Here is a 13,528-nt window from a genome sequence, read left to right as displayed (position 1 = left end):
GGCCCCATGGCCGCTCCCTCAGATTTCGTTCACCTCCACACCCATACCGAATACTCCCTGCTGGACGGGGCGGCGAAAATTAAGCCGCTGGTGGCGCAGGCCGTCGCCCAAAAGCAAAGCGCCCTGGCCATCACCGACCACGGCTACTGCTTCGGCGCCTACGAGTTTTACCGGGCCTGCAAGGACGCCGGCATCAAACCGATTATCGGGGTGGAAGCCTATATGACCCCGGGGACCTCGCGATACTCGAGCAACCGGGTGCTGTGGGGGGATGAATCACAGCGCAGCGATGACGTCTCGGCGCGCGGGGCCTATACCCATATGACTTTGCTCGCCACCAATAACACCGGGATGCATAACCTCTTCCGGCTCGATTCGCGCGCCTCGCTGGAAGGCCAGATGGGCAAATGGCCCCGCATGGATATCGAGCTCCTTGAGGAACTGCACGAAGGCCTTATCGGCACCGCCGGCTGCCCCTCCGGGGAGGTACAAACCCGGTTGCGGCTGGGCCAGCACGCCGAAGCCCTCGAGGCCGCCGGGCGCATGCAGGAGATCTTCGGTAAAGAGAACTACTTCGTGGAAATCATGGACCACGATAATGAGATCGAGCGGCGCACCCGCAATGACCTGCTTGACCTCGCCAAGAAAATCAATGCGCCGCTGCTGGCCACCAATGATTCGCATTACGTGCGCGCGGAGGACCATTCCGTCCAGGACGCCATGCTCTGCATTAATTCCGGTTCCACCCTCCAGGATCCCAACCGTTTCAAATTCGACGGGCACGGCTACCACCTGCGTTCCACCGAGGAAATGTACAAGCTCTTCGGGGATCTGCCCGGGGCGATGGAAAACACCCTGCTGGTGGCCGAACGCTGCAATATTTCCTTCACTACCGCCGCTGAAGGCGCCAATTACATGCCGGTCTTCCCGGTGCCCGACGGGGAGGACATCACCTCCTGGTTCATTAAGGAAGTCGAACGCGGCCTGCATTCGCGCTACGGGGAATATATTCCCGATCACGTGCGCCAGCGTGCCAATTACGAAGTGGAAGTCATTGTGCAGATGGGCTTCCCCGGTTACTTCCTGGTGGTTTCCGATTACATTCTGTGGGCCAAACGCAATGGCATCCGGGTGGGGCCGGGGCGTGGCTCCGGGGCCGGCTCCATGGTGGCCTACGCGCTGCATATCACCGAACTTGACCCCATCGAACACGGCCTCCTCTTTGAACGTTTCCTCAACCCGGAACGCGTATCCATGCCCGATATTGACGTGGACTTCGATGAACGCCGCCGCGGGGAAGTTATCGCCTACGTGGAAGATAAATACGGGCATGACAAAGTCTCCCAGGTGGTCACATTCGGCACTATTAAAACGAAGCAGGCCCTCAAGGATGCGTCCCGGGTGCTTGGCTACCCCTTCGAAATGGGCGAACGCCTCACCAAGGCCCTCCCGCCCTCGGTCATGGGCAAGGACATCCCGCTTTCTGGCGTGTTCGATGAGAAGAATTCCCGCTATATGGAAGCCGGGGAATTCCGCGATATGGTCTCCACCGACGTGGATGCCAAACGCGTTTTCGACCTGGCCCAGGGCATCGAAGGCCTCACCCGCCAGTGGGGCGTGCATGCCTGCGCCATCCTCATGTCCTCCGTGCCCCTCACGGACGTGATCCCGGTGATGAAACGCCCGGCCGACGGCGCGGTCATCACCCAATTCGAATACCCCGAATGCGAGGACCTCGGCATCCTCAAAATGGACTTCCTGGGGCTCTCCAACCTCACCACCATTGAGGACGCCCTGGAAAATATCGTGGCGAATAATAAAGATCCCCTCGATATTGATAATGTTCCCCTCGATGATGAGCGCACCTTCGAGTTGCTCCAGCATGCCGATACCCTCGGTATTTTCCAGCTGGATGGTTCGGGCATGCGCACCCTGCTCAAGCAGATGAAACCCACCAACTTCGAGGACATTTCCGCCGTGTCCGCGCTCTATCGCCCCGGCCCCATGGGGATGAATTCCCACACCAATTACGCGCTGCGGAAGAACGGGCTGCAGAAAATCGAGGCGATCCACCCCGAGCTGGAGGAGATCCTCGAACCGATTCTGGCCCCCACCTACGGCCTGATCGTCTATCAGGAACAGATCATGCAGATCGCCCGGACGGTGGCCGGCTTCACCATGGGCCAGGCAGATTCGCTGCGTAAAGCCATGGGCAAGAAGAAAAAAGACGTCATGGATAAGATGTACGTCGATTTCGAATCCGGGATGGTGGCCCAGGGCTTTAGCAAGGACGCGGTGAAAACCCTGTGGGGCACCATGGAGCCCTTCGCGTCCTACGCCTTCAATAAGTCCCATTCGGCCTGCTACGGCGTGATTTCCTACTGGACGGCCTACCTGAAAGCCCACTACCCGGTGGAATACATGGCGGCCCTCCTCACCTCCCGCAAAGACAATAAAGACAAAATGGCGGTCTACCTCGGGGAAGCCCGCCGCATGGGCATCAAGGTTTTGGTGCCCGACGTGAACGAATCCCTGGCGAATTTCTCCGCAGTGGGGGAGGAGATCCGCTTTGGCCTGTCCGCGGTGCGTAACGTTGGCGCGAAAGTCGTGGACGGCATTATTAGCGCCCGTGAAGAGAAGGGCGCTTTCACCTCCTTCCAGGACTTCCTCGATAAGGTCCCCCTCGAGGTCCTCAATAAGCGCAGCGTGGAATGCCTCGTGCGTGCCGGGGCTTTCGACTCGATGGGCTACACCCGCCGCGCCTTGCTCTCCAAAGTCGCCGAGGCGGTAGACGCCGTCGTCGCCCTAAAGAAAAATGAAGCGGTGGGGCAATTCGATTTGTTCGGCGGTTCGGAAATCGCCGGCGGGGTAGAGGTCGATATCCCCGAGCTGCCCGAATGGGATAAACGCGAAAAGCTCAACCTCGAGCGCGATATGCTCGGCCTGTATGTATCCGACCACCCGCTTTCGGGCATGGAACATATTCTGGACCGTGCGGCAGATACCACGGTGGTGCGTCTTTTGGACGACGACGCCGCAACGGACGGGCGGACTGTGACATTAGCCGGACTCGTCACAGCTGTCCAGCCGCGCATCTCCAAGAAAAACGGGAAGATGTGGGCGACGATCGTCCTGGAAGATATGACGGGCAGTACCGAAATTAACTTCTTCCCGGCCACCTACCAGACCGTGGCTGGGCTGCTCGCCCCGGACCAGGTAGCGATTATTACGGCGCGCGTCTCGGATCGGGATGGCAATATTCAGCTCTCCGCCCAGGATATGAAAATCCCCAGCGGTGACCTGCTCCCGGATTCGCCCGTGGATGTGCAGCTTGCTGAACGTATCTGCACTCGCGATCTGCTCGGGCAGCTGAGCGATTTGCTGCGCACCTACCCGGGTAGCGCCCCGGTGCGGCTCCATATCCAGCGCCCCGGGCGTACCTCGGTGGTGCAGGTGGGCCAGGAATTTTACGTCAAACCCGAAGCGCGTTTCTTCTCTGATCTCAAGGTGCTCCTTGGGCGCAACTGCGTGGTGTCGTAGCGTCGCGGCGGCGTTGCGAGGCGGGGTGCAGCGGCTACGCGCGGTCGGCGGGCCCGGCCGCCGCGACGCGCCACCGGGCGCGTTGGGTAGACTGGGCGGGTGAAGAAAACTTTGACTCGTATGGCGGCGCTGCTTAGCTGCACGGCGCTGCTGGGATCCACCGCCCTGCTGGCCGGGTGCCAGTCCTCCTCTACTTCGCCCGCGGATAGTGCTTCAAGCTCCGGGGCCGCATCGAGCGCGGATACCGCGCGCATTGGCGTGACGGCATCCTTCACCCCGATCCGGTGGCTTGCCGAACAGATCGGCGGGGACTACGTGACGGTCACCTCCGCCACCCCCACCAATGTGGAACCCCATGATTACGAGTTTTCCCCCAAGCAGGTCGCGGAGCTGGAAAGCACGGATGTTATCTTCTACGTCTCCGGATTCCAGCCCTCTCTCGACGCGGCTATTTCCACCATCGGGGCCGGTAACGCCGTGAACCTGGCCGATGCCGCGAAGCTGGTCCACCACCGCGGTCTGGCCGATAATCACGGGGATGAAGCTACCGAAGCCGGGCGCGTCCTCGACCCGCATTTCTGGCTTGATCCGGTGCGTATGCAAGATGTAGCCGAAGCGATCACCGCTTCGCTCTCCTCTATGGATCCGGAACATCGCGGTGATTTCGAGGCGAATTTCGCGCGCCTCAAGCAAGAGCTCACCGATCTGAATTCGCGCTACACTACCGGCCTGGCCCAGTGCGCCACCACCACGGTGGTGTCCTCCCACGCGGCTTTCGGTTACCTGACCGACCGTTACAACCTGGTCCAGGTGGGGATCGCCGGGATTGACCCCGATCAAGATCCCTCCCCGCTCGATATCTCCGAAGTGAAACGCATTATGGCAGAAACCGGGACCCGCACCATCTTCGCGGAAGCCAATAGCCCGGCGAAAACCGCGGAGGCTATCGCGGCGGAAACCGGTGCGCAGCTTTCCTCGCTGAGCACCGCGGAAGCCGATCCGGAGGGCGCGGGCTACCTGGCCATTATGGATAGCAACCTCGCCCACCTGCGTGAGGGATTGCAGTGCCAGTAAGCCCGGCCCCGGCACCGGGTACGGGCGCAGCACCCGGAACGTCTCCGGCACCGGCTAGGGGCGCGATACCGGCGCAGCCCGCGGTTTCCCCGGCCCTCCTCGCCCGCGATTTGTGCATTACCCTGGGCGGGCGCGAAATCGTGCATTCGGCTCACCTGGAGATCGCGGCCGGGGAGTCGGTGGGGATTTTCGGGCCCAACGGCTCGGGCAAATCCACCCTTGTCAAAGGGCTTCTCGGCGTCGTACCCCATACCGGAACCGCGCAGATTTTCGGGGTGGATACCGCGCGCCCCCGCCAGGTGCCCTGGCACCGAGTGGGCTACGTGCCCCAGTCGATGGTGCATGCCGGCAACCTGCCTGCCACCGCCCTGGAAGTGGTGCGCTCCGGTTTGCTTTCCGGGCGCCACCTCTTCGCGGATAAAGGGAAAGCGGCCCGCGCCGCCGCCTACGAGGCCCTCGCGGCGGTGGGTTTGGAAAGCCGTGCCCAGGACCCGGTGCGGGTCTTTTCCGGTGGACAGCAGCACCGCGTCATGATTGCCCGCGCGCTGGTGCGCCGCCCCGATCTGCTGGTTCTTGACGAACCGCTAGCCGGGATCGATGCCCGCGCCCGTGCCGATCTGGCCGAAATCCTCACCCGCCTGCACGGCTCGGGCCTCACCCTCGTCATGGTGCTCCACGAACGCGGGGAACTCGCCCACCTGGTGGGTCGCGATATTCAAGTATCCGATGGCTACGTGCACGGGGGAGTGGCGCAATGATCGCAGATATTCTTTCCTCGCCCCTCATGATGCGCTCGCTGCTGGTGGCGGTGCTCGTGGGGCTGGCCGCGCCGATCGTGGGCAGCTACCTCGTCCAACGCGGCATGGCCCTCATGGGCGACGGCATCGGCCACGTGGCCCTCACCGGGGTGGCGCTCGGCTGGCTGACGGGCACCTGGTTGCACGGGCAACCCGAACGTTTCGCGGTACCCGGCGCCCTTATTATTGCGGTGCTCGGCGCGCTCATTATCGAATGGGTGCGTTCCTCGGGAATCACCTCGGGAGATACCGCGCTCGCGATTCTGTTTTACGGCGGCATTGCGTGCGGGGTACTGCTTATTTCCCTCGCGGGTGGTACGACGGCGAACCTCAACTACTACCTCTTTGGCTCGGTTACCACGGTCACGGGGCAGGACGTGTGGTACACCGTGGCCCTCACCGTGGTTATCCTCGCGGTGGGTATCGGGCTGCGCGGCCCGCTCTTCTCCGTGACGAACGATGAAGACTTCGCGCGGGCCTCGGGCCTGCCGGTACGGGCTTTTAACATCCTCATCGCGGTCACGGCGGCCCTCACGGTGGCGGTCTCCATGCGGGTGGTGGGCATTCTGCTGGTCTCGGCCATGATGATCGTGCCGGTGGCCACCGCCCAGCTGGTGTGCTCCTCCCTGGCGCACACCCAGCGCCTGGCCATGGGGCTCGGATGCGGGGCCGCACTTGTCGGATTGGTCATTACCCGCTATGTTTCTGCCTCTCCCGGGGCTATGATCGCGGTGATTCTCATTGCCGGGTACGCAGTTGTGGCAATCATGTCCACACTGGTACGGCGCAACCACAGGAGGGTTCATGAACGCGTCTAAACCGCGAGTAACTGCCCAGCGGATCGCCATTTCGAAGATGGTGGAGACGATCCCGGAATTCGTTTCCGCCCAGGAGCTCCACGAAAAACTTTCCCGGGAAGGCCGGCGCATCGGCCTGGCCACCGTGTACCGCACCTTGCAGGCGATGGCGGACGAAGGGATTCTCGACACCATGCAGGAGGGCACCGAAACCCTCTACCGCTATTGCGAAACCGAAGAACACCACCATCACCTCATGTGCCGGCGCTGCGGGAAAACCGTGGAAATCGCCCTGGAAGGGGCCGAAGATTGGGTGCGTTCCATCGCCACCGCGAACGGCTTCTCGGATGTGGATCACACCCTTGAACTCATCGGGGTCTGCGCCGATTGCGCCGGGCAGCATAACGGCCGGAACCGGGAAGGAATGGGCCGCTAAGCATGGATTCCTTCTCATTCCTGGCCGGGCGCTCCTTCGCCTTTGTTTACCTTTTCCTTTTCCTCGTGGTGTCCTTGCGTTCCAGCGCTACTTTCTGGCTGGGGCGCTATGCCGCTTACCTGGTGGCCCGGCAGCGCGAACCGCGCAATCGCCTCGCCCACCGGGCCTGGGCCTGGGCGCATGACGAGCGCGTGATCGCGGCCTCGCAGCGGGTGGCACGGCGCGGCTGGCCCCTCGTTACTCTCTGCTTCTTCACCATCGGGGTGCAAACCGTCATCCTTATCGGTGCTGGGCTCACCCGCATGAGCGGCTGGCGTTTCACCCTGGCCGCGCTGCCCGGCTGGCTGGGCTGGGCGGCGATCTACTCGACGGTTGGCATGCTCGCCCTGCGAGCGGTCTGGGCCGCTATTTTCGGTAACCCGTGGGGAATTGCCGCAGTGGTGGTACTGGGCGTCGTCGTCGCATATTTCCTTTTCGTTTTCCGCACCGGCCGGGACCGCGCGGAAACGGGCGCGGCGGTAGACTAGACGGGCCACGCATCATCCGGATGCGCGCAATAGAAAGGAACAACGTTGGCTAAGCCTGCTCCCTCCCGTCTCGATAACGTTATTTCTTTGGCCAAGCGCCGCGGTTTCGTCTTCCCCGCCGGGGAAATATACGGCGGTACCCGTTCGGCCTGGGATTACGGCCCGCTGGGAACCGAGCTGAAAGAAAATATTAAGCGCCAGTGGTGGCGTTACATGGTGCAAAGTCGCGATAACGTTGTGGGTATCGACTCCTCCATTATTTTGCCGCGGGAGGTGTGGGTTGCTTCCGGGCACGTCGGCGTGTTCAACGATCCGCTTATCGAATGCCTCAACTGCCACAAGCGCCTGCGCATGGACCAGCTCCAGGAAGCGCTGGCCGCCAAGAAGCATATTGACGACCCGGATTCCATTCCCACCGCGGAGCTGGGTTGCCCGCATTGCGGCGTGAAGGGCCAATGGACCGAGCCGCGCGATTTTAATATGATGCTGAAAACCACCCTCGGCCCGGTGGAAGACGAATCCGGCCTGCACTACCTGCGCCCGGAAACCGCCCAGGGTATTTTCGTGAATTTCGCGAATGTGCAAACCACCTCGCGCAAGAAGCCGCCCTTCGGCATCGGCCAGATCGGCAAGTCGTTCCGCAACGAAATCACCCCCGGAAACTTCATTTTCCGCACCCGCGAATTCGAGCAGATGGAACTGGAGTTCTTCGTCAAGCCGGGGGAGGATGAAGAATGGCACCAGTACTGGATTGACCAGCGCCTGGACTGGTACAAGGACCTGGGCATCAACCCGGAGCACCTGCGCCTGTACGAACATCCCAAGGAAAAGCTGTCCCACTACTCTAAGCGCACCGTGGATATCGAGTACAAATTCGGTTTCCAGGGTTCGGATTGGGGCGAACTGGAAGGCATCGCCAACCGTACCGATTTCGACCTCACCACCCATATCAAGCATTCGGGCAAGGACCTGTCCTACTTCGACCAGGCCAGCGGGGAGCGCTACGTTCCCTACGTGATTGAGCCCTCGGCCGGGCTGACCCGCTCGCTCATGGCATTCCTCGTGGATGCTTACGTGGAGGATGAAGCCCCCAATACCAAGGGCGGGGTGGATAAGCGCACCGTGCTGCGCTTGGATCCGCGCCTGGCACCCGTCAAGGCCGCGGTGCTCCCGCTCTCGCGTAACGAGAAGCTCACGCCCCTGGCGGCGGATCTTGCCGCGCGCTTGCGGGCCTCGTGGAATGTTGATTTCGACGACGCAGGAGCGGTCGGGCGCCGCTACCGCCGCCAGGATGAAATTGGCACCCCGTACTGCGTGACCGTGGACTTCGACACCCTCGAAGATCAGGCGGTGACGGTCCGCGACCGCGACACCATGGAGCAGGTCCGGATCCCGCTGGAGAAAGTGGAGGGCTTCCTGGCCCAGAAACTGGTGGGCTGCTAGGACTGTGAGTGCGGCCCGCGGCTGGCGTTTCGCTGTGCGCGGCCGCCGGCTGCCGAGTTGCTAGAGGCTCGCTACCCGCACGCGCAAGGCACCGCGCGGCTGGGCGAGGGCAACCACATCGCCGTCGCTCAGCGCGCTGCCGCGCCGGGTTTCTACCTGGCCGTTCACGCTAATATCGCCCGCTTCAATAAGCTCGCGGGCTTCGGCACCGGAGGCGGCCAGCGATGCTAATTTCACAAACTGGCCGAGCTTAATCGGCAAACGAACCTCAATGCTGGGGATATCGGCTTCGGTCACGATGGTCCTTTCACGGGGGCGGAGTGCTGCCTTCTACTTTAGCGCGGCGCTGCTAGCATAATAACCATGCCCGCGGCCGGGCGCGGAGGGAGAACACGTATGGATGCACTGCCGGTGATCTTCGGTAATGAGGTGGAAGCCTATAGTTTCGCGCGGCTGTTCCACGAGACCTACGGGGTGACCTCGCTCGTCGTCGCCGAATACCCGCGGGGGCATATTAATAATTCCTCCATTCTCTCGGTGCGCTACTGCGAACGCCATATTATGGAGGACGAAGAAAAATTCGTGGCGCTGCTCAATTCCCTGGCCGCGGAGTTCGCGGATCGCCGCCTCATCTGCCTGGTCAATGTTGATGAGGGCGTGGATGTTATTGTGCGCAACCGGCACCGCCTCGCCTCCAACTGGTTCTTCCCTTTCGCCGCGCCGGATGTCGTGGACCTCGCGAATTCGAAAGAGGCGATGGCGCAGGTGTACGAAAAGGTGGGGGAGGCGGCCCCGCGGCGCGCCGTCGTACATCTTTCCCAACCCGAGACCTGGGACGCGGCGCTCGCCACGCTGCCCTTCCCCATTGTCGTCAAACCCGCGCGCGCGGATAACCCCACCTCGCTGTACGCGACGGGCCTGAAAAAGGTGGAGGTATTCGACGACGCCGCAGCGGCCCGCGCGAAATTTGCCACGCTTGCCGGCCGCCAGGTCGATATTGACCTTATCGCCCAGGAACTCATTCCGGGGGATGATACTACCCAGTGGGTTGTCAATGGGTATATCGATTCGCGCGGGCACCTGAGCGCTATTGGCTCGGGGAGGGTGCTGCTCGGGCTGCATGAGCCTTCGCTCATCGGCAATGCCGGGATTATCCTCACCGATCCGGAGGGGTTCCTCACCGACCGCGCCGAGCGGATCGTGCGCGAGGTGGGCCTGCGGGGCTTCTTCTCCATGGACGTGAAAATTGATCCGCGTACCGGCCGGGCCTATTGGCTGGATCTCAATCCGCGGGCCGGGCGCGGGCACTACTACCTCAAGGTGGGCGGGGTGAATCTGGCGCGCGCCCTGGTTGCGGATATGGCCGGGGAAACCGCACCGCTTCAGCGGGTCAATCGCGCCGGCATTTTCGCGATTATTCCCGCCTGGCTGGCGGGGCGCCGCTACTTGCGCGATCCGCAGCTGGCCGAGCAGGTGCGGCGGGTGCGGAGGCGCGGCCCGGTGGTCAACCCGATCGCCTATAGCAAGGACCGCCACCCCAAGCGCACCCTGTTCCGGATGCTCTCCGATATTCGTGCGGTGCAGAAAATGCGGCGCTTCTATCCGCATCCCACCGAATCTGGATTCTAAGGCTAAGCTCGAAGCATGCGTTTCTTCCCCCCGCGCCGCCCTAGCGGACGGCATTTTGTGGCCGACGACCGTGCGGATGCCCTCCCGGATCTAGCGGAATCCGCCGGCGCAGGCCCCGAGCCCGAAACCTTCGCCAGCTCGAGTGAAAAAAGCGCGAGCGAGAATACCGCGAGCGAAAAAAGCGCGAGCGCCGCGCGGGCCTCCATCATTATGTTCTTCGGCACGCTCGTCTCGCGTATCCTCGGCCTGGTGCGCTCCCCGATTCTCCTCGGCGCGGTGGTGGGCCTGACCTCGCCGGCCGGCAACGCTTTCGGGATCGCCAATAAACTCCCCAATCTTATTTACATGATTATTGTGGGAGGCCTGGTCAATGCGGTGCTGGTGCCGGCCATTGTGCGGGCCACCAAACGGGGGGAAAAAGAAGGCGCCGCCTTTATTAACAAGCTCCTCACCGTGGCGATTGTGGGCCTGGGCGCGGTGACCGTGCTCATTACCCTGGCCGCGCCCGCCGTGGTCAAGGTCATGGCCGCCACCATGTCCGAGGACTGGTATCGCCTCACGGTGGCCTGGGCCTACTGGTGCCTGCCCCAAATTTTCTTCTACGGCATGTACACCGTGATCGGGCAGATCCTCAACGCCCGCGAAAACTTCGGGCCCTATATGTGGGCGCCGGCTCTCAATAACGTGGTGGCGGTGCTCGGGATGCTCGCCATCCTCGCTCTTTTCGGCTCGGCCACCCCGGAAGACGCCCTGGAAGCGGGGCGCTGGACGGCCTCGCGGGTGGGCTGGCTCGGCGGTATTTCCACCCTGGGGATCGTCGCCCAAGCCCTCATCCTCATCTGGCCGCTGCGCCGCCTGGGCATTCATTTCCGTTTCGATTTCCGGTGGCGCAATTCCGGGTTGGGGGCGGCCGGCCGGGCTTCCTGGTGGATGCTCCTCATGATGATCACCTCCATTATTCCGACGGCGCTCATCTCCAATGCCGCCGCCGGGGCCTCTGACCGGGCCATTCGCATGGGGATGAACTCCGAGTACGTGGCGGGCAATTTCGCCTACGATACCGCCTACACGATCTACTCCCTACCCACCTCACTCTTCGTGGTTTCCATTGCCACCGCGGTCTTCACCCGCATCTCGCGGGCCGCGGCAGACGGCGACCGGGACCGGATGCGCCGCGACGTGTCCCGCACCCTGCGCATCGTCTCCACCATCATGTTCCTGGCCGCCATCGGCCTCATGGTTTTCGCGGTCCCCGTTTCCCGCCTCTTCGCCATCACGTCGAGCGCGGAACAGGCCGTCACCCTCGGGAAAGTGGTGGCCTCCATGGCCCTCGGGCTCTTCGGCATCGGTGCGGTGAGCGTGCTCGACCGCGTCTACTACGCCTTCGAGGACACCCGCGGCGCCTTCCTCATCAGTTTGCCGTTCCAGGGAGCCTCCTGCGTGCTCACGGTTTTCTGCGCGCTACTCCCGCCCCAGCACGTGGTGTGGGCGGTGGGTATTGTGGGCTCACTCGCCAATATTTTTGCGGTCATCGTGATGCTGTGGCACCTCTCGCCGCGGATGGGTGGGGTCGACGGCGCAGTCCTGGCTTCCTTCCATATCAAACTCTTGGGGATTTCCGGCTTGGCAGCCGCGGCCGGCTACGGGGCGGCCCGCCTGGTGGGCCCCGTCTTTAGCCCCATGAGCCCCGTGCAAGCACTCCTGGCCCTCATCGTGGGGGGAAGCGTCATGGTGCTGGTGTACGTGGGTGGCATGAAGCTGGCAAAAATGGAAGAAATCGACGTGCTTTTCCGCCCCGTGGGTAGGATCCTGGCCCGCCTACGCCGCCGCTAATCGGCTTGGTGGCAGCTAGCCGGGCTGCGCCGGCGGCGCAGCCCCGTCGTCGTACCCGGTGCGGCGCGGTAGCGTGCCGAAACCGCTAGATCAAAGCTCCCGTGAGCTTGGCTTCTAGGCGCAAGGCCAGCGCGAAAGTGCCGATGAATTCCTCCACGTTCCCGTTGAGCTTGCGTTTGTACTCGAGGACCGGGTAATCGGGGCCGGTGGCGTCGAAAATACCGGAAATCCCGAGGGTGTTGTAGGTGGAAATATCGTGGGCGGCCGCCCAGCGCAGCAGGGTCGATTCCACCGGGTAATCACGGTTATAGGTGGTGAAATCCTTGTTGAAGCCGCGGAGCAGCTGCACCAGCTCATCACCCCAGCGGAGAGCCAGAACCCCGGCAAAAGGCACATTATTGCCGTAACGCTGCGCCAAATCGCGGGCCTCGGTTTCCTGCTTGAGGAGGGAAGCACGCTGGCTGCCGAGCTCTTTGAGGGCGCCCTCCTTTTTGCGGGTGCGCGGCTCGGTGGAATTCTGCGCGATCTGCTCATCGAGGCGGGCGATATTCACGGTGATCTCCTCCAGGTAGGTGGCCGGATGCGCGTAGGCAATCGCGAGGAAAGCGCGCTCGGGGCCCAGCTTCTCCATCATCCCGGTATACAGCTGCGCGGAATAATCAGAGATTTCAGCCATCTCGGTGCGTTCGCGCGAGGATTCGTAAAGCTGGTGGAAGGTATCCCACAGTTCAACACCGCCAGTATGTACCTCCACGCCGTAGCGCCCCACGTGCTTGACCTGGCGGCGCATTGTTTTCGTGAGGGAATCAGCGATCTCCTCGAAACTCTTCCCGGCAATATCTTTCGTATAAATAAAATGAATATCGGCCGGGTCATTGGGGTCCACGGGAATATGCTGGAACCCGGCCGCGCGCAGCTGCTCGGTCACCCGCGCCCCCAGGGGCGAATCCGCAACTTTTTCGATGTCCGCATAGAAAGCGGCGGGCACATTAGGGGTGATGCGTAGCGCAATCACCCGCTTCTTGGTGGCAAGATACGCGGCGAGCTGCGCGAAAAAGAACTCCACCAGCTCGCCGTCCTCCCAATCCAGGGTAGGGCCATTGGTAATAATGGCACGAGTAAAAAGCTTTTTCCACGGCTGGTAGGTAATAAGGGCGACGCCGCGCACCTGCGCGCCATCACGCACCCCCACATAATCAACGGCATCGCCCTGCTCGGTGCGCCACTGGCCGTATTCGGGAAGCTGGGCGAGGAAAAGCCGCGGGCTGTGGCGGGTTGCGGAAACGTATTCCTCGGCGGTCAAGGTGGTGAAATGCATGCATACAGTCTAGCGAGTGCGTATCGCGGCGGCGGGAGGAAACACCTGTTCCCAGGTGTGGTGGTACGGCGCGGGCGCCCCGTCCCGCCGCGCTGTCTACCGCCGTGCGCACCGTACCCGCGCCGCCACGCCTC

Annotated in this window: 11 protein-coding genes; 9 read left to right on the top strand and 2 right to left on the bottom strand. The window is 62.6% G+C overall.

From position 1 onward, the window contains the following. Positions 1 to 6: 6 nt before the first annotated feature. From dnaE to QP305_RS04270, 7 genes are all read left to right on the top strand, one after another. The gene (gene dnaE / locus QP305_RS04300; RefSeq protein WP_284904157.1) at positions 7 to 3,540 is read left to right on the top strand and encodes a DNA polymerase III subunit alpha; all 3,534 of its coding nucleotides are present in this window, start codon (positions 7 to 9) and stop codon (positions 3,538 to 3,540) included. Between the two features lie 99 nt (positions 3,541 to 3,639). Beyond that, positions 3,640 to 4,614, top strand: coding sequence for a metal ABC transporter substrate-binding protein (locus QP305_RS04295; RefSeq protein WP_284904155.1), 975 nt, complete (start codon positions 3,640 to 3,642; stop codon positions 4,612 to 4,614). After that, positions 4,605 to 5,372 carry a metal ABC transporter ATP-binding protein gene (locus tag QP305_RS04290; RefSeq protein ID WP_284904153.1) on the top strand — a complete coding sequence of 256 codons (768 nt, stop codon included), beginning with the start codon at positions 4,605 to 4,607 and terminating at the stop codon, positions 5,370 to 5,372. Before QP305_RS04295 ends, QP305_RS04290 begins: the two co-directional genes overlap by 10 nt. Further along, entirely contained in the window at positions 5,369 to 6,229 is an 861-nt protein-coding gene (locus QP305_RS04285) for a metal ABC transporter permease (RefSeq protein WP_087070932.1), read from the top strand. The genes QP305_RS04290 and QP305_RS04285 overlap by 4 nt, the downstream gene beginning before the upstream one ends. Further along, entirely contained in the window at positions 6,216 to 6,644 is a 429-nt protein-coding gene (locus QP305_RS04280; RefSeq protein ID WP_087070931.1) for a Fur family transcriptional regulator, read from the top strand. Before QP305_RS04285 ends, QP305_RS04280 begins: the two co-directional genes overlap by 14 nt. Before the next feature lie 2 nt (positions 6,645 to 6,646). After that, positions 6,647 to 7,171, top strand: coding sequence for a VTT domain-containing protein (locus QP305_RS04275; RefSeq protein ID WP_035276647.1), 525 nt, complete (start codon positions 6,647 to 6,649; stop codon positions 7,169 to 7,171). A gap of 45 nt (positions 7,172 to 7,216) precedes the next feature. Next, positions 7,217 to 8,614, top strand: coding sequence for a glycine--tRNA ligase (locus tag QP305_RS04270; RefSeq protein ID WP_087070930.1), 1,398 nt, complete (start codon positions 7,217 to 7,219; stop codon positions 8,612 to 8,614). A 60-nt stretch (positions 8,615 to 8,674) separates the two neighbouring features. Here QP305_RS04270 and QP305_RS04265 read toward each other — a convergent pair whose 3' ends face one another. Continuing rightward, positions 8,675 to 8,911, bottom strand: coding sequence for an RNA-binding S4 domain-containing protein (locus QP305_RS04265; protein WP_087070929.1), 237 nt, complete (start codon positions 8,909 to 8,911; stop codon positions 8,675 to 8,677). Between the two features lie 99 nt (positions 8,912 to 9,010). Between QP305_RS04265 and QP305_RS04260 the strand changes: the two genes are divergently transcribed. Then, positions 9,011 to 10,243: an ATP-grasp domain-containing protein gene (locus tag QP305_RS04260; protein WP_284904151.1), complete on the top strand. Its 1,233-nt coding sequence runs from the start codon at positions 9,011 to 9,013 to the stop codon at positions 10,241 to 10,243. Between the two features lie 15 nt (positions 10,244 to 10,258). Next, positions 10,259 to 12,076: a murein biosynthesis integral membrane protein MurJ gene (gene murJ / locus QP305_RS04255; protein WP_284904149.1), complete on the top strand. Its 1,818-nt coding sequence runs from the start codon at positions 10,259 to 10,261 to the stop codon at positions 12,074 to 12,076. An 85-nt stretch (positions 12,077 to 12,161) separates the two neighbouring features. Here the strand turns inward: murJ and QP305_RS04250 are convergent, their stop codons facing one another. Next, the gene (locus QP305_RS04250) at positions 12,162 to 13,394 is read right to left on the bottom strand and encodes a lipid II:glycine glycyltransferase FemX (RefSeq protein ID WP_284904148.1); all 1,233 of its coding nucleotides are present in this window, start codon (positions 13,392 to 13,394) and stop codon (positions 12,162 to 12,164) included. Between the last annotated feature and the right edge of the window lie 134 nt (positions 13,395 to 13,528).

This window comes from Actinotignum timonense, assembly GCF_030216305.1.
GTDB classification, from domain to species: domain Bacteria; phylum Actinomycetota; class Actinomycetes; order Actinomycetales; family Actinomycetaceae; genus Actinotignum; species Actinotignum timonense_A.
Note: the sequence above shows the minus strand (reverse complement) of the source record. Positions and strands in the feature narration are given on the sequence as shown.

What these genes read in the sequence shown, in the direction of transcription:
- QP305_RS04285 (WP_087070932.1), top strand. Translation starts at nt 5,369, where the DNA reads ATGATCGCAGATATTCTTTCCTCGCCCCTCATGATGCGCTCGCTGCTG.
- dnaE (WP_284904157.1), top strand. Translation starts at nt 7, where the DNA reads ATGGCCGCTCCCTCAGATTTCGTTCACCTCCACACCCATACCGAATAC.
- QP305_RS04280 (WP_087070931.1), top strand. Translation starts at nt 6,216, where the DNA reads ATGAACGCGTCTAAACCGCGAGTAACTGCCCAGCGGATCGCCATTTCG.
- QP305_RS04275 (WP_035276647.1), top strand. Translation starts at nt 6,647, where the DNA reads ATGGATTCCTTCTCATTCCTGGCCGGGCGCTCCTTCGCCTTTGTTTAC.
- murJ (WP_284904149.1), top strand. Translation starts at nt 10,259, where the DNA reads ATGCGTTTCTTCCCCCCGCGCCGCCCTAGCGGACGGCATTTTGTGGCC.
- QP305_RS04250 (WP_284904148.1), bottom strand. Translation starts at nt 13,394, where the DNA reads ATGCATTTCACCACCTTGACCGCCGAGGAATACGTTTCCGCAACCCGC.
- QP305_RS04260 (WP_284904151.1), top strand. Translation starts at nt 9,011, where the DNA reads ATGGATGCACTGCCGGTGATCTTCGGTAATGAGGTGGAAGCCTATAGT.